Source organism: Thermus caliditerrae, assembly GCF_021462525.1.
Classification (GTDB): domain Bacteria; phylum Deinococcota; class Deinococci; order Deinococcales; family Thermaceae; genus Thermus; species Thermus caliditerrae.
In genome coordinates, this window is sequence record NZ_JAKEDT010000012.1 from 1 (window position 1) to 15,651 (window position 15,651).

The following is a 15,651-nucleotide window of genomic DNA, read 5'->3' on the forward strand; positions in this document are numbered from 1 at the left end:
TGGGACAAGGCCTCGCGTAGGGTCATGCCCCCTCTTTACCCCAAGGCCGCATATCGGTCAAGTCTGGGGACGGATACTACTTGTGACGGATCTAGGTACGATAAAGAGGGGCAGGCTCTGCCTCTAAGGGTTGAAAATCTGCCTCCAGTGAAAATGTTGGCGGCAGGGGCTCGACATATCTTGGTGTTGACCCGAGATGGCGAAGTAATAGGATGGGGTCATTCCAAGCAAGGTCAGGTGGGAGTTTTTGCTGAGTGTCAAAAGAAGCGCAAAATCGAGGGTATCCCAGGCAAGGTGTCCAGAGTGTTTGCTGGTTTTCATCATAGTGGCGTCTTGACCGATGAGGGTGCTGTGTGGGTATGGGGCAATAACACCAGATGGGATGGGAGCGTGCTTATGGGTGTTCTAGGGATTGGGCCTAACCGGAATTTTTGGAGCACGCCTGTTCCTCCATTGAGTATGGATGGAGGAGTTGTATACGTGAGCAGCTCCTCTGACAGCAACGTGGCGATAAAGTCTGATGGCACGGTCTGGGTCTGGGGCCGGAACGACACCGGCCAGCTGGGCACCGGCAACCGGGAGCACCAGCTGGTGCCGGTACAGATCAAACTCCCGGACATGCCCTGAGCTCAAGCTCGCAAAAGGCTCCCAGGGGTTTCCCCTGGGGCCTTTTGGTATAGTGCCGGGGATGAGGCGCTACTTCGGCACCGACGGGGTGCGGGGGGAGGCGGGGAAGCCCCCCCTCACCCCGGAGTTCGTCCTGAGGCTCGGCCAGGCGGCGGGGGCCTACTTCCGGGCCCATAGCCCCAAGCCCGTGGTCCTCCTGGCCAAGGACACCCGCGAGTCCTCCGACCTCCTGGAGGCGGCTTTGGCCGCGGGGCTCATGAGCCAGGGGGTTAGGGTGGAGCACCTAGGGGTTCTGCCTACCCCGGGGGTGGCCTACCTGACCCGGCACCTTAAGGCCACCGCCGGGGCCATGATCTCCGCCAGCCACAACCCTTACCAGGACAACGGCATCAAGTTCTTCGGGCCCGAGGGGGAGAAGCTCCCGGACGAGGCGGAGGAGGAGGTCGAAGCCCTTTTGGAGGAGGAGCATCCCACCCGGGGCATTGGCACCGTGGGGGACTTCCGGGAGGCGGAGAGGATGTACCTGGATTTCCTTCTGACCCACGCCCCCGACCTCAGCGGGCTCAAGGTGGGCCTGGACCTGGCCCACGGGGCCACCTACCGCATAGGCCCAAGGCTTTTCCAGCGGGCGGGGGCCGAGGTGATGGCCTTCTTCAACACCCCAGACGGCAGGAACATCAACAGGGGGTGCGGCTCCACCCACCCGGAAGCCCTGAGCCGCTTCGTGGTGGAGCTGGGGTTGGACCTGGGCATCGCCTTTGACGGCGATGGGGACCGGGTGCAGTTCATTGACCGCAAGGGGCGGCTTTTCCACGGGGACCACATCCTCTACCTCTCCGCCTTGGCCTTTGGGGAGGAGGGGGTGGTGGGCACGGTGATGAGCAACATGGGGCTGGAGGTGGCCCTAAAGGAGCGGGGCCTGGCCTTCCACCGCGCTCAGGTGGGGGACCGCTACGTGCTGGAGACGCTGAAGGCGAAGGGGCTTCACCTGGGCGGGGAGCCCTCGGGGCATGTGATCTTCCTTAGGCACCACACCACGGGGGATGGCCTCCTCACCGCCCTCCTCACCCTAAAGGCCCTGAAGGCTTTGGGGGGGGACCTGGCCGACTGGTACGAGGCCCTGCCCATGTACCCTCAGGTGCTCCTGAACGTGCGGGTGGAGGACAAGGCCAAGGTGATGGGGCACCCGCGGCTGAGGGAGGCGGTGCAGGAGGCGGAGAGGCGGTTTGGGGGGCGGGGCCGGGTGAACGTGCGCCCCTCGGGAACCGAGCCCGTGGTGCGGGTCATGGTGGAGGCCAAGGAGGGGGCAGAGGCTGTGGCGAGGGAGCTTGCCGACCTGGTCGCCGCCTTGGACCGGGAGTAAGCTTTAGGCGTGAGCTACGGGAAGGCCCACCTGGAGGAGAGGCTCCTGCGCGCCCTGGCGGAGGCCATTGGGGAGCTGGAAGACCCCAGGCTTTTCCTCCTCACCGTGGAGGGGGTGCGCCTTTCCCCGGATGGCCGGGTGCTCACGGTGTACGTGGAGGCCTTTCAGGACGAGGAAAAGGCCCTTTCGGCCCTGCGCCATGCCGAGGGCCGGCTCCTTGGGGTCCTTGCTCGGCGGGTGCGGATGCGCCACCTACCCAGGCTGGAGTTCCTGCCATGGAGAGCCTGACTCGCATCAAGGTCCGCTACGCGGAGACCGACCAGATGGGGGTGGTCCACCACTCCGTCTATGCGGTGTATCTGGAGGCCGCCCGGGTGGACTTCCTGGAAAGGGCGGGCCTGCCCTACCCCCAGGTGGAGGCCCGGGGGGTGTATTTCCCGGTGGTGGAGCTTGGACTCACCTTCCGCGCCCCCGCCCGCTTTGGGGAGGAGGTGCTGGTGCGCACCCGCCTGGCCGGGCTTTCCCGGCGGGACCTCACCTTCCGCTACCGAGTGGAGCGGGACGGGATCCTTTTGGCGGAGGGCTTTACCCGGCACCTATGCCAGGTGGGGGAGAAGGCTGGCCGTATTCCGGAAGACATCTACCAAGCCTTGAGTGTGCTACACTTAGGGTAGCCTTGTGGTCATGAACCCTGATCCCTTTACCCTCTTTGAGCGGCACATCAACCCTGGTTTGGCGGGTCTGCTGCGCTTTACCGGCCTGGACCGCATCGAGTCCCACGCGGAGGGCCCTTATGTGTGGGACACCACGGGCAAACGCTACCTGGACTTCTTGGGCCTGTACGGCACCCTGAACCTGGGCCACCGCCACCCCAAGGTGGTGGAGGCGGTGAAGCGGCAGCTTGAGCGCATGCCCATGTCCGTGCGGGTGCTGGTGTCCGAGCCCACGGCCAGGCTTGCCGCCAAGCTGGCGGAGATTACGCCCGAAGGCCTGGAGATGGTCTTCTTCGGCAACTCCGGGGCGGAGGCGGTGGAAGCGGCCATCAAGCTGGCCCGGGCCTACACGGGCAAGCCCGGCATCGTGACCACCCAGGGGGGTTTCCACGGCAAGACCATGGGGGCCCTTTCCCTCACCCCCAAGCCCGAGTACCAGGACCCCGCCAGGCCCCTCCTGCCCGGGGTGAAGGCGGTGCCCTACGGGGACCTGAAAGCCTTGGAAGCGGCCATAGATGAGGAGACGGCTGCGGTGATCGTGGAGCCCATCCAGGGGGAAGGCGGCATCCGCGTGCCCCCGGATGGGTACTTGCGGGGCGTGCGGGAGATCACCCGGGAAAAGGGCGTCCTCATGATCGCCGACGAGGTGCAGACCGGCCTCGGGCGCACCGGCAGGCTCTTCGGGGTGGACTGGGAGGGGGTGGCCCCCGACCTCATGACCCTGGCCAAGGCCCTGGGAGGTGGGGTGATGCCCATCGGGGCCTGCGTGGGGCGGAAGGAGGTCTTTGAGGTCTTCAAGGCCAATCCCCTCTTTCACTCCTCCACCTTCGGGGGGAACCCCCTAGCGGCGGCGGCGGCCTTGGCGGCTATAGAGGTCACCCTGGAGGAGAACCTGCCGCAAAGGGCCCTGGAGGTGGGGGGCTACCTCATGGAGGGGCTAAAGGCCCTTAAGGCCCAGTACCCCCACCTGATTGAGGACGTGCGGGGCCGGGGGCTGATGTTGGGCGTGGAGTTCACCGACGCCGACATCGGGGCCTTGGTGGTGGCGGAGCTGGCCGAAAGGGGGGTGATCACCGCCTTCGGCCTCAACAACCCCAAGGTGGTGCGCCTCGAGCCCCCCCTCATCATCGGCAAGGAGCACGTGGACGAGGCCCTTTCGGCCTTCTCGGAAAGCCTGAAGGCCACGGAGAAGGCCTTGGAGGGCCTCCTGGGTTAGAATGCGGGAAACCTTACTGGAGTTTTTCAAAAAGACTGGCAGGCCCCACCGCCTGGAGGAAATCCTGAGCCGGTTTGGCCTGGAGAAGCGGGAGGCCAAGGCGTACCTGCGGGGCCTGGTGCGGGAGGGCCTTCTGGAGAAAAAGGGAAGCCAGTACTTCCTCCCCGCCCGGGTGCAGGGGCCCATCAGCCTCCACCGGGACGGGTACGGCTTCGTGCGCCTCCCCGAGAAGGACCTCTTCATCCCACCCGGCTACACCAAAGACGCTTGGCCCGAGGACCTGGTGGAAGCCCGCCTCATGCCTCCCGGGCGGGACGGGAAGCCCTGGGGGGTGGTGGAGCGGGTTTTGAAGCGGGCCCGGGAGCGGGTGGTGGGCACCCTGGACTTCCGCAGGGGCTACGCTGTCCTCCTTCCCGATGAGCCGGGGCTTCCGGAGCTTAGGCTTCTTCCTGAGGGGCTCCACGGCCTCAAGCGCGGAAGCCGGATCGTGGTGAAGGTGCACTATGACCGGCGCCCTTATGGGGAGTTTTTGGAGTACCTGGGGGAGGGGGACGCCCCCGAGACGGAAACCGAGGCGGTCATCGCCAAGTACGGCCTGAGGGCCGAGTTTCCCGAGGAGGTCTTAAAGGAGGCGGAGGCCATTCCCCTGGAGATCCCTGAGGCCGAGCTCAGAAGGCGGGAGGACTTCCGCTCCTTGCGGGTCTTCACCATCGACGGGGTGGACGCCAAGGACTTTGACGACGCCATCCACGTGGAGCGCCTGCCCCAGGGGTACCGCCTCGGGGTACACATCGCCGACGTCTCCCACTACGTGAAAGAGGGTAGCGCCTTGGACCAGGAGGCCCTCTTAAGGGGCACCAGCGTCTACCTGCCGGGAAGGGTCTTGCCCATGCTCCCGGAAAGGCTTTCCAACGGGGTCTGCTCCCTGAAGCCCCATGAGGACCGGCTGGTCCTCTCCGTCCTGGTGGACCTGGACGAGAACCTGGAGGTGAAGCGGGTGCGCTTCGCCGAGGGGGTCATAAGGAGCGTGGCCCGGTTGACTTACACGGAGGTGGAGGCCTTTGCTGAGGGGTACGGCCTTCCCGAGGAGCACGCCTTTTTGGCGGAGGACCTGAGGCTCCTCCTGGACCTGACGGGGAGGCTGAGGCAAAAGCGCCTGCAGGCGGGCTCCTTGGACTTCAGCTTCCCCGAGGTGAAGGTGGAGGTGGAAGACGGCACCCTCCACCTCATCCCCCAGGAGGAGCCCAGGGCGAGGGGCCTCATCGAGGAGCTCATGCTCCTGGCCAACCGGCTGGTGGCTGAGTACCTGGTCAAGAAGGGGCTTCCCGGGCTCTTTCGGGTACACGAGGAGCCCTTGGAGGAAGCCTACGGGAAGCTCCGCACGGCCTTGGCCCGGCTGGGGTATACCCTGCCGGAGAAGCTTTCCTCCAAGGCCCTGCAAAGGGTTCTCCTCGAGGCCAAGGGCCGCCCGGAGGAGCCCGTGGTGGCCAACCTGGTCCTGCGTTCGTTGCGTTTGGCCCGGTACGCTGCGGAGAACCTCGGGCATTTCGGGTTGGCCATGGAGCACTACCTGCACTTCACCAGCCCCATCCGCCGCTACCCGGACCTGGTGGTGCACCGGGTGCTGAAGGCGGTGCTGCGGCGTACCCTCACCCCGGCCAAGAAGGCCCGCTGGCAGGAGACCTTCCCCGCCATGGCCGAGCACGCCTCGGAGATGGAAAGGAAGGCGGAGGCCGCCGAGCGGGAGCTCACCAAGTACTACATGGCCAAGTGGGCCGAGCTCCATCTGGGGGAGCGCTTTTTGGGCAAGGTGACGGGGGTGGCCAGCTTCGGGGCCTTCGTGATGCTGAGAAACGGGGTGGAGGGGCTGGTGCGCCTCGAGGCCTTGGGCCCCTACACCTACAGCGAGGAGGCCATGGCCCTCATGGGCCCTAAGGGCAAGCGCATCCGCCTGGGAGACGAGATGGAGGTGGTGATCGCCGCCGCCAACCCCAGGCTCCGGCAGATCGATCTCCTACCCTACCGGGAGGAGGAAAAGAAGGAAGCTTCCAGGGGAAAAACCCTGGTGCAGAAGGGAAAGGCAAAGGAGGAGGAGATGCGCAAGGTGGTAGGACCGCCTAAGGATACAAGCCGCGACAGCCGGCCCGAGCGGGCCACGGTGAACACCGTTTACTTCGGCGAGTGGGCTCCTAGGGAGGAGAAGGCCGGGATGCACCGCCCGGTGGACACCAGGGCCAAGAGGCGGCGTAGGCGCCGCTGATACCACCCCACGGGGACGAAGTCCCCGTGGGGGCCCCGGTGAAAGGGTATGATGCCGCCCCACCCTGGCTTCGCCAGGGACCCGGCAAAGCCCTTCGGCCCTAAGTGTCCCGTCGTGGCTTGCGCCACGCCGGGAGCCCCCAAAGAGGCCATGAGCAAGCCGCTTTGGCTTTGGCCGGTGGGGCAACCTTTGCGTGCGGGTACTTAGCCTTGGGTGGCCGTGGGGTACGATTCGGGGAGAAAGGGCATGGGGCCCCATCGCCTGGGGTTTAGCCGGGAAGGGTGGGGAAGACCAGGGTGCCCGCCCCCACCGCCGAGAGGGTGGGGGCCTCGAGGTCCAGGCGGTAGGCCAGGACCTGGCCCTTCCTGCCGGTGAGGAGGGGGATGAGGCTCGCCACCACCTCCACGGCGTCCACGCGGGTGGGATTCCCTCCCAAAAAGGCCAAGGCGGCCTCGGGCTCCCCTTGGGCCAGCCTTTCCAGGAAGCCCAGGTCCCGCTTTCTGGCCTCCTCCGCCAGGGGGCGGGAAAAGGGCTTGTCGCCAAAACGGGGCCCCACGTGGGAGAGGTCCACCGCCAGCACCAAGAGGCCTGGGAAGTCCTTGAGAACCACCTTTAGGGCCTCCCCCAGCTCGGGGCTTCGCCGCCCCACCAGGAGGGGCAGCACCTTGGCCTGGGGAAAGGCCCTTTTCAAGAAGAAGAGGGGAAGCTCCAGGCTGTGCTCCTCCCGGAAGGCCAGGGGGGTGTTGAAGAGCTCATAGGGAAGGAGGGCGTCCAGGGCCTGGAGGGCTTCCAGGTCGGGCTCCGCCGGGCCGAAGGGGGTGTGGAAGGGAACGGGCAAGGCAGCGGCCCTCTCCTTCAAGGGGCGGTGGGCCACCCCCACCAGGTAGAGGCGCTTGGGGGGCGGGGTCTTCTCCAGAGCGGCCAGGGCCGCCCCGTAGGCCTCGGGCACGCGGGCGGGCTCCAGGTGGGGCAAAAGTAGCGCCTGGGCCTCCGGGGCCTCCCCGTGAAAGCTGGCCCGGAAGGCCTCCCAAAAGGCGCGGGCCTCTTCCTCCCCCTCGGGGGAGGAGAGGCCCGCCAGGCGCATGGGCCGCTCCTTCCTGAGCCTTTCCTCTTCCTCCTTTAGGCGCCTTTCCACCCCCTCCGTGAGGAGGAGGCCTGCTTCCTCTAAGGCCTTCAGGAGGTCTTCCAGCTCCTTCCGGGGCACCAGGACCCCGTGGGCCTTGAAGACCTCTTCCTGCACCTCCTCCAGGGTCTTCCCGTCCATGAGGGAGAGGAGGAAAAGCCCCCCTTCCGTGAGGGCCAGGGGTTTCCCGAAGACCCCGTAAGGGTCACTGAGGAGGAACCCCCCTTCCACCGGGGTGATCTGGGGTTCACGAAGACGGATCCTGCCCTCCACCCTTCCAATATAGGAGAAGGGCCTTGGCCTCCTCGGGGCTTCGCACCCGTCCTTCCGCCTGGGCCTCGAGGAGGAGGGCCAAGGCCCGCCCCACCTCCGGCCCTGGCCTCAAGCCCAGGAGGGCCATCACCTCTTCTCCGGAAAGGAGGGGCCGCTCGGGGAGAGGTTCTTGGGTGGCCTCCTGAAAGCCCCTGAGCACTTCCCAGGCCTCCCCCTCCACCCCCCGGGTGCCCAAGCGGTCTGCCGCCATGAGGTAGGGGAGGGCGGGAAGGAGATCCTTGCGGCGGAAATAGAAGCGGCGGAGGGCCTTTTGCCCCTCGGGGGGGCGGTCCATGTGGCGGCGCACTAGGGCCTTGGCCCCCTCCGCCACCTCCTTGGGGAAGCGGAGCCAGAGGAGGCTCGCTTCCGCCACCTCCGCCCCCACCTCGGCGTGGCCCAGGAAGCGGTAGCGCCCCACCTCGGGGTCATAGCGGCGGGTCAGGGGCTTGCCCACGTCGTGGTAGAGGGCGGCGAGGCGGGCGGCAAGGGGGGCTTCCGGCCAGAGCCAGGCCAGGTGGAAGAGGACGGAGAGGGTGTGTCGCCAGGCGTCCAGGTGGTGCACCCCGCCCTGCGCCAGGCCCACCAGGGGGCGGAGCTCGGGGAGGTAGACGTCCAGAAGCCCCGTGCGCTCCAGGAGGTGAAGCCCCCAGGCCGCCTTTGGGGAGAGGAGGAGCTTAGCAAGCTCCTCCCGCACCCGCTCCCGCGCCGGGAGGGCCTCGAGGTGGGCCTGGAGGAAGCGGGCATGGCGGGAAAGGGCCCTTCGGGTTTCCCCGGGCAAGCCCAGGCCCAAGCTGGCGGCCAGGCGCACCGCCCGCAGGCTTCGCAGGTGGTCTTGGTAGAGGTTCTCCTCCCGAACCGGGACCAAGACCTTGCGCCTGAGGTCTTCCTCCGCCCCCCTTAGGCCTAGGATCCGTCCCCCTTTCCAGGCCAGGGCGTTTAGGCGGAAGTCCCGCCTGAGGAGGTCTTCCTCCAGGCTCCCCTCCAGGGGGGAGAAGTCCAGGACCAGGGTGCCGGATACGAGGCGGTACTGGCCCCGCGTGGCATCCAAGGGGAAGAGGGTACCCCCCAGACGGCCTTGGGCTTCCTCCGCCGCCTTCAAGGGGTCCAAGGCGGCGAAGTCCAGGTCCCAGGGCCTTCGTCCCAGAAGGAGGTCCCGTAACGCACCCCCCACGGGAATGGCCCCCTTGGGGGTATAAAAGGGAAAGTCCCTATGGGCGATCGGGCGGAGCACCCCATCATTATCGGCATCACCGGGAACATCGGAAGCGGCAAGAGCACGGTGGCTGCTCTCCTGAGGTCCTGGGGCTACCCCGTCTTGGATCTGGATGAGCTGGCGGCACGGGCCAGGGAGAACAAGAAGGCGGAGCTTAAGCGGGTTTTCCCGGAGGCCTTCGCGGGCGGGGAGCTGGACCGCAGGGTGCTGGCCCAGCTGGTCTTTTCCGACCCGGAAAGGCTTAAGGCCCTCGAGGACCTCCTCCACCCCGAGGTGCGGAGGCTTTTGGCCGAGGAGCTGGCCCGCATAAAAGCCCCCTTGATTTTCCTGGAAATCCCCCTGCTTTTTGAGAAGGGGTGGGAGGCCCGCCTGGATGGAACCCTTTTGGTGGCGGCGCCTGTGGAGGAGCGGGTGAGGCGGGTGGTGGCCCGCTCCGGACTTTCGCGGGAGGAGGTCTTGGCCCGGGAAAGGGCCCAGATGCCTGAGGAGGAGAAAAGGAAGCGGGCCACCTGGGTTTTGGAGAACCAAGGAGGGCTTAAGGAGCTGGAGGAGGGACTGAGGGGAATCCTGGCCCGGATCCAGGAGCGTTTTGGGCTAAGCTAGAGGACATGCGGGTGGCCTTGGTATCGGGAGCGAGCCGGGGGATTGGGGAGGCCATCGCCCGGCTTCTGCACGCTAAAGGGTACAGGGTGGGGCTCTTTGCCCGGGATGGGGGAAGGCTCGAGGCCTTGGCCTCGGAGCTGGGGGAGGGGGCCTTGGCCTTGCCCGGGGACGTGCGCTCGTTTGCGGACTGGCAGAAGGCGGTGGCGAGCCTCTTGCAGGCTTACGGCCAGCTGGACCTCCTGGTCAACAACGCCGGGATTGGCGTGATGAAGCCCGTGGCCGAGCTCAGCGAGGAGGAGTTCCGCCAGGTTTTGGAGGTGAACCTGGTGGGGCCCTTTTTGGGCCTCAAGGCGGCTTTGCCAGCCCTCTTGGCCTCGAGGGGGGTGGTGGTGAACATCGGGAGCCTTGCGGGCAAGAACGCCTTCAAGGGCGGGGCGGCCTACAACGCCAGCAAGTTCGGCCTCCTAGGCCTCATGGGGGCGGCCATGCTGGAGCTAAGGGAGGCGGGCGTTCGGGTGGTGAACGTCCTGCCGGGCTCGGTGGACACGGGTTTTGCCGGCAACACCCCGGGAGCCTCCTGGAAGCTTTCCCCTCTTGATGTGGCCCAGGCGGTGCTTTTCGCAGCGGAGATGCCGGAAAGGGCTATGGTGAGCGAGATTGAGCTCCGCCCCACCCAGACCGCCCCCAAGGGAGGCTAAGCTAAGGCCATGGCCTTGCCCAAGAAGCTTCAGGAGGCCCTGGACCTGATTCGGGCCATGCCCAAGGAGCTCAAGGCCCAGGTGCTTCTGGAATACGCCAAAAAGGTGCCCACCCCCCCTCCTGGGGTGGAGCTGGAACGGGTTCATGAATGCCAGACCCCCTTCTTCCTGAGGGCGGAGGTGGAGGGGGGAAGGGTTAGGCTTTACTTCTTCGTCCCCGATGAAGCTCCCACGGTGAAGGCCTTTGCAGGGCTTCTGAAGGAGGGCCTCGAGGGGGAGTCCCCTGAGGCGGTGCTTTCCGTGCCCCCCACCTTCTACCAAGGAGCAGGGCTAGAGGAACTCCTCACCCCCTTGCGGCTAAGGGGCCTCGAGGCGGCTCTCTTGCGGCTCCAAGGCCAGGTGCAAAGGGCTCTTTCCTAGGCCTATGTTCGTAGCCCTTCTCCTTGGGTACTTCCTGGGAAGCTTGCCCATCGCCTACTGGTTTGGAGCCCTTCGGGGAAGGAACCTCCTTCAGGAGGGATCGGGCAACCCCGGGGCCTTGAACGCCTACCGGGTGCTGGGGCCGGTGCCGGGTTTCATGGTTCTCCTCCTGGACTTCTTCAAGGGAATCCTGGCGGTGGCCCTGGGGGAGGGAATGGGGGGAAGCCCTCTGGGTGGCCTTGCCGGGGGTGTGGGGGCGGTGTGGGGGCATTCCTTTTCCCCCTGGCTCCTCTTCCAGGGAGGTAAGGGCTTGGCTGCGGGGGCCGGGGTGCTCTTTGCCGTAGATCCTCGGCTTCTCTTCCTTTCCCTCCTGCTTTTCGCTACCCTTTTCGCCCTTTTCCGAAGGCCCTACCGTGTGGCTCTGGCCGTGGCCTTGGCCCAGCCCTTCTTGGCTAGCTTCCTGCATCCGGCTCCCGCTTACCTCCTTTTCGGGCTGGGGCTTGGCCTTCCCGTGGCCTTACGCCACCTCAAGGACTGGCACCGCTAGTTAAGTACCCCGTCGNTTGCGTGCGGGTACTTAGTAGGGGAGGGGCCAGGTGCGGAAGTAGTTGCGGATCCTCCCCCAAAGGCCCACCAGACCCAGGGGCTCTAGGATCAGAAAGCCCAGGATCAGGAGGCCGAAGATCACGTTGCGCCAGGCGGCCAGGGCGGCGGCGTACTGGGGCCCCAGGGCTCCCACGAAGCTGTTGAGCACCTCGGGGATGAGGAGGACGAAGAAGGCCCCAAGCACCGCCCCCAGCACCGTGCCCGCCCCGCCTACAATCACCATGGCCAGGTACTGGATGCTCACCGTGAGGGGGAAGTACTCGGGGGTTACCGCCTTGTAGAGCTGGGCCAAAAGCCCCCCCGCCACCCCCGCGTAGAAGGCGGAAAGGGCAAAGGCCAGGAGCTTCACCCCCACCAGGTCCACCCCCGCCACCCGGGCGGAGAGGTCGTTGTCCCGCACCGCCATGAAGGCCCGCCCCGCCCGGGTCATGAGGAGGCGCTTGCCGTAGAAGAAGAGGGGCAGGGCGAAGAGCAGGACCAGGTACCAAAGCCGGTCGGGGGTGTCCAAGGCCAGACCCAGGATTTCCGCGGGGGGTAGGGTGCGCCCCCGGATGCCTCCGGTGACCGCCTCCCAGTTCTTGAACACGTAGTCCGCCAAAAACTGGAAGGCCAGGGTGGCGATGGCCAGGTACACCCCCTTGATGCGCAAGGAGGGGAGACCCAGCACGAGGCCCAAAAGGGCGGCGATGCCTCCCCCGAGGAGGATACCCAAAGGAGCCAAGGGGCCATAAAGGTGGCTTGCGGCGTAGGCTCCCACCCCCATGAAGGCGGCGTGGCCCAAGGAGATCTGCCCTGCACCCCCCACCAGGAGGTGAAGGCCCAGGGCGCTTAAGGCCCCGATGGCCACCAGGGTGGCCACGTACATGGGGTAAGGCCCTAGGAGGAGGGGTAGGAAGAAGAGAAGGGCCAGGAAGGCCCAAAGCGCCAGCCGCCCCAGGGGGGTGCTGGCGTAGGCCTCGTCCTCCTTGTAGGTTTCCCGCACCGCTCGGGCAAAGCGGCGGCTATAGGCGTCGGTGAGTTGCTTGGAAAGGGCGTACACGTTAGACCTCCTGCACCTCGAGGGTGGCCTGGAGTCGTCCCTCTCCCTCCAGGTAGCGGATGGGGAGCACCACCTCCACCCGTCCCCCTTCCCCGTAAAGGGCTTGGATCACGGGGCCGTAGCGGGTCTCCACCACCTGGCGACGCACCTTGCGGGTACGGGTGATCTCCTCGTCGTCGGGGTGGAGCTCCTTGGGCAAAATGGCGAAGCGCTGGATGCGGAGTTTTTCGGGCAGGGTCTGGTTCACCATGCGGATCTCCTCCGCAATGAGGGCCTTGACCTCAGGCCTTTCCGTGAGGGAGAGGTAGGTGGTGAAGGGAAGACCCCGCTTGCGGGCCCAGTTCTGCACGTTTTCCGGGTCCAGCTCAATGAGGGCGCTCACGAAGGGCTTGCCATGGCCCAGGACCACCGCCTCGCGGATGTAGGGAGAGTACTTCAGGCGGTTCTCCAGAAACTGGGGGGCAAACCGGGTCCCATCCAGCAGGGCCCCCACCTCCTTCACCCGTCCCAGGATCACCAGGTGCCCCCGCTCGTCAAAGAAGCCGGCATCTCCAGTCCGGAAGAAGCCATCGGGGGTGAAGCTTTCCTCGGTGGCCTTTTCCTGGCGGAAGTACCCCCGGAAGACCTGGGGCCCCTTCACCTGGATCTCCCCCTCCTCGCTGAGGCGTACCTCCGTTTGGGGCAGGGGAGGGCCCACCGTCTCGGGGGGGGCGTCCCCGGTGGCGTGGGCGGTGGTGGCGGCGGCGGTCTCCGACTGGCCGTAGACCTGGCGGATGTCCAGGCCCAAGGCGCGGAAGAAGGTGAAGACCTCGTTGCCCAGGGGAGCCCCCCCGGTGACGGCAATCCTGCAGGCGGCAAGCCCCAGGCGGGCCCGGAGGGGCCGGGCGATGAGGGGGTAGAAGAGGGCCCGTTTGAGGTTGAGCCATAGGCCCACCCGTTCCCCCCGGAACTCCCGGCTGGCTCCCTCCAGAAGGGCCCCCATCCCCACGCGGTAGAAAAAGCCTTTGAGGAAGTCGGCGTCGGCCATCCGGCTTTGGATGAGGCTCGCCATATCCTCCCAGAGCCGGGGCGGGGCCAGGAAGAAGTCGGGCTGCACCTCCTTGAGGTCTTCCCGGAGGGTGGTGGGGTCTTCGGGAAAATGCACCGTGGACCCCTCCACCAGGCCTTGGACCACGGTGAGCATCTGCTCCCCAATCCAGGGAAGGGGGAGGTAGCTAAAGACCCAAGCCCCCCGCTGGAAGCCCAGGGCCTGGCGCAGGGCCTGGTGCCCTGCCAGGAGGTTTTCGTGGGAGAGCATGGCCAGCTTGCTCCTGCCCGTGGTACCCGAGGTGGGGGCGAGGAGGGCCACCTCATCGGGGCGGCGCCTCCTCACGGCCTTTTCCCCCACCTTCGGGTCCCCGAAAGCCTGGCTGAAGCGCCGCACTTTGCCGTGGAAGTGGCGGGTCATGCCGGCTTCTTCCCAGACCAAGACGAAGTCCACGAGGTGCAGGTGGGGGTAGACCTTGTCCAGCTGTTCCTCGTCGGACACCACAATGCCCTTGGCTCCGGTGAACTCCAGGAAGTATCCCACTTCCTCGGGCATGGCATCGGCGTAGATGCCCATGGGCAGAGCCCCTAGGGCTTGGGCGCCCAGCTCCGCCTCCACCCACTCGGGGGCGTTGTGCCCGAGGATGGCCAGGACCTCCCCTTCTTCCAGCCCCAAGGTGCGTAGCCCTCCAGCGAGGCTTAAGGTCCGCTCCCAAAGCTCCCGCCAGGAGGTCTTCTGCCACACCCCAAGCCGCTTTACCCGGAGAGCAGCGGCCTCCGGTTCCTCCTTTGCGTGTTCATACAGATGGAAAAGCAGCGTGCCTTCCATGTCGTCTCACCCGTGGCCCAGATACGCTTCCACCACCTTAGGATCCTTCCGTACCTCATGGGGAGGGCCGTGGTAGAGCACCTCTCCGTAGGAGAGAACCAGAACGCGGTCGGAAAGCTCCAGCACGGCCCGCAGGTCGTGCTCCACCCAAAGGAGGGTGATGCCCCACTCCTCCCGGGCGTCCAGCAGGAAGCGGGCCAGGTCCTGCTTCTCCTCGAGGGAGAGCCCGGCCATGGGTTCATCCAGGAGAAGGAGCTTGGGGCGGCCGGCCAGGGCCCGGGCCACCTCCACCCGCTTCTGCAACCCGTAGGGGAGCATCCCTGCGGGGGCGTGGCGGAAGGGGGAGAGGTGGAGGTAGTCCAGGACCTCTTCCGCCCAGGCCCTAAGCCGCCACTCCCGTTCCGCCTTGGGCAGGGCCGGGGGATAGGTGGGGAGGGCCAGCTCGGCACCCAGCTTCACGTTATCCAGCACGCTCATGCCCCGGAAGATTTCCAGCCCTTGAAAGGTGCGTCCCAAGCCCATGCGGGCTCGCGCTTGGGGGCTTTTTCCCCGAAGGTTTTGCCCCCGGAAGAGGACCTGTCCCTTGTCGGGTTCGTACACCCCCGAAAGGACGTTCAAGAGGGTGGTTTTTCCCGCGCCGTTGGGGCCGATGACGGCGAAAAACTCCCCCTCCACCACGTGGAACCCCACCCCCGCCAGGGCCTTGACCCCTTTGAAGGAGAGGTGCAGATCCTTGGCCTCCAGGATGGCGCTCATGGCGTTGCCCTCCTTGGGGGTTTTACCTTCACACCCACCGCTTCCTCCTCCGGTAGCGCCGGGCTTGGCGGAAGCCCACCTCCTCCTTGCCCAGGTAGAACTCCATCACGTCCTGGTCCTCTTGGGCGGACTGGGCATCCCCTTCAAACACCACCCGGCCCCGCTCCATCACGTACACCCGGTCCACGATGGCCAAAGCAGCCCGGGCGTTTTGCTCCACCAGGAGCAGGCTCAAGCCCTTTTCGCGCCTCAGGGCGTCCAGGGTGTGCATCACCTCTTCCACCAGCTTGGGGGCTAGGCCCAGGGAGGGTTCGTCCACCACCAGCACCCTGGGCCGGGTGAGGAGGGCCATGCCGATGAGGAGCATCTGCTGTTCGCCTCCCGAGAGGTAGCCGGCCTGCTCGTGGCGGCGCTCATAGAGGCGGGGGAAGCGGGTGAAGACCTCATCCATGCCTTCCCTAAGCTCTCGGGGGGAGAGCCGGTGGCCGGCGGCCACCAGGTTCTCCACCGGGGTGAGGTAGCGGAAGAGGGGACGCCCCTCGAGGACCGCCGTAAGCCCCAAGCCCGTGATGCGCACCGGGTCCAAGTGGGTGGCTTCTTCCCCGAAAAGGCGGACGTGCCCGTCCAACACCCGCCCCTCAAACTTGGGCAGAAGCCCCGCCACCGCCCGGACCAAGGAGCTTTTTCCGGCCCCGTTGGGCCCCAAGAGGGCCACGGCTTCCCCCTCCCTCACCTCGAGGGAAACCCCGTCCAGGGCCAGGATCACTCCCCGGTAGACCACTTTGAGGTTTTCCACGGACAGGATCATGCCTTTTCTCTCCGCATCCTTTCAGCTGGCCATGGGGCC

At 66.4% G+C, this 15,651-nt stretch carries 16 protein-coding genes; 10 read left to right on the forward strand and 6 right to left on the reverse strand.

Annotated elements, in window-relative coordinates:
- The 6 genes from L1088_RS07500 to rnr all read left to right on the forward strand — a co-directional run.
- A partial coding sequence (locus L1088_RS07500; RefSeq protein ID WP_369123616.1) for an RCC1 domain-containing protein occupies positions 1-627 on the forward strand: 627 nt, incomplete at its 5' end.
- Between the two features lie 61 nt (positions 628-688).
- Positions 689-1,990 (forward strand): phosphoglucosamine mutase, encoded by a 1,302-nt coding sequence (gene glmM / locus L1088_RS07505; RefSeq protein ID WP_234554387.1) that lies wholly within the window; start codon positions 689-691, stop codon positions 1,988-1,990.
- Positions 1,991-1,999: 9 nt separating this feature from the next.
- Positions 2,000-2,278 carry a ribosome-binding factor A gene (locus L1088_RS07510; RefSeq protein WP_135259490.1) on the forward strand — a complete coding sequence of 93 codons (279 nt, stop codon included), beginning with the start codon at positions 2,000-2,002 and terminating at the stop codon, positions 2,276-2,278.
- Complete coding sequence (locus L1088_RS07515) at positions 2,266-2,664, forward strand: acyl-CoA thioesterase (protein WP_234554388.1); 399 nt, start codon at positions 2,266-2,268, stop codon at positions 2,662-2,664. Before L1088_RS07510 ends, L1088_RS07515 begins: the two co-directional genes overlap by 13 nt.
- A 10-nt stretch (positions 2,665-2,674) precedes the next feature.
- On the forward strand, positions 2,675-3,919 hold the full coding sequence (locus L1088_RS07520; RefSeq protein WP_234554389.1) for an aspartate aminotransferase family protein: 1,245 nt from the start codon (positions 2,675-2,677) through the stop codon (positions 3,917-3,919).
- Position 3,920: 1 nt separating this feature from the next.
- Positions 3,921-6,179 (forward strand): ribonuclease R, encoded by a 2,259-nt coding sequence (gene rnr / locus L1088_RS07525; RefSeq protein ID WP_234554390.1) that lies wholly within the window; start codon positions 3,921-3,923, stop codon positions 6,177-6,179.
- A 268-nt stretch (positions 6,180-6,447) separates the two neighbouring features.
- Here the strand turns inward: rnr and amrB are convergent, their stop codons facing one another.
- Positions 6,448-7,575 (reverse strand): AmmeMemoRadiSam system protein B, encoded by a 1,128-nt coding sequence (amrB, locus tag L1088_RS07530; protein ID WP_234554391.1) that lies wholly within the window; start codon positions 7,573-7,575, stop codon positions 6,448-6,450.
- Positions 7,550-8,845, reverse strand: coding sequence for an HDIG domain-containing metalloprotein (locus tag L1088_RS07535; RefSeq protein ID WP_234554392.1), 1,296 nt, complete (start codon positions 8,843-8,845; stop codon positions 7,550-7,552). The genes amrB and L1088_RS07535 overlap by 26 nt, the downstream gene beginning before the upstream one ends.
- Here L1088_RS07535 and coaE point away from each other — a divergent pair.
- From coaE to L1088_RS07555, 4 genes are read left to right on the forward strand one after another with little or no spacing between them, the layout of a single operon-like run.
- Positions 8,825-9,430 (forward strand): dephospho-CoA kinase, encoded by a 606-nt coding sequence (gene coaE, locus L1088_RS07540; protein ID WP_234554393.1) that lies wholly within the window; start codon positions 8,825-8,827, stop codon positions 9,428-9,430. The genes L1088_RS07535 and coaE overlap by 21 nt on opposite strands.
- 5 nt (positions 9,431-9,435) lie before the next feature.
- Positions 9,436-10,128, forward strand: coding sequence for an SDR family oxidoreductase (locus tag L1088_RS07545; RefSeq protein WP_135342735.1), 693 nt, complete (start codon positions 9,436-9,438; stop codon positions 10,126-10,128).
- 9 nt (positions 10,129-10,137) lie between these two features.
- Positions 10,138-10,548, forward strand: coding sequence for a SufE family protein (locus L1088_RS07550; RefSeq protein WP_135259497.1), 411 nt, complete (start codon positions 10,138-10,140; stop codon positions 10,546-10,548).
- 4 nt (positions 10,549-10,552) lie between these two features.
- Complete coding sequence (locus tag L1088_RS07555; protein WP_038042728.1) at positions 10,553-11,095, forward strand: glycerol-3-phosphate acyltransferase; 543 nt, start codon at positions 10,553-10,555, stop codon at positions 11,093-11,095.
- A 30-nt stretch (positions 11,096-11,125) separates the two neighbouring features.
- On the opposite strand, the gene L1088_RS07560 is transcribed toward L1088_RS07555, so the two are convergent.
- The 4 genes from L1088_RS07560 to L1088_RS07575 are packed head-to-tail and all read right to left on the reverse strand — an operon-like array spanning position 11,126 to position 15,609.
- Entirely contained in the window at positions 11,126-12,193 is a 1,068-nt protein-coding gene (locus L1088_RS07560) for a branched-chain amino acid ABC transporter permease (protein WP_234554394.1), read from the reverse strand.
- 1 nt (position 12,194) lies between these two features.
- The gene (locus tag L1088_RS07565; RefSeq protein WP_234554395.1) at positions 12,195-14,048 is read right to left on the reverse strand and encodes an AMP-binding protein; all 1,854 of its coding nucleotides are present in this window, start codon (positions 14,046-14,048) and stop codon (positions 12,195-12,197) included.
- A 6-nt stretch (positions 14,049-14,054) separates the two neighbouring features.
- Positions 14,055-14,804, reverse strand: coding sequence for an ABC transporter ATP-binding protein (locus tag L1088_RS07570; protein ID WP_234554396.1), 750 nt, complete (start codon positions 14,802-14,804; stop codon positions 14,055-14,057).
- A 28-nt stretch (positions 14,805-14,832) separates the two neighbouring features.
- The gene (locus L1088_RS07575) at positions 14,833-15,609 is read right to left on the reverse strand and encodes an ABC transporter ATP-binding protein (RefSeq protein ID WP_152560817.1); all 777 of its coding nucleotides are present in this window, start codon (positions 15,607-15,609) and stop codon (positions 14,833-14,835) included.
- Positions 15,610-15,651 lie beyond the last annotated feature (42 nt).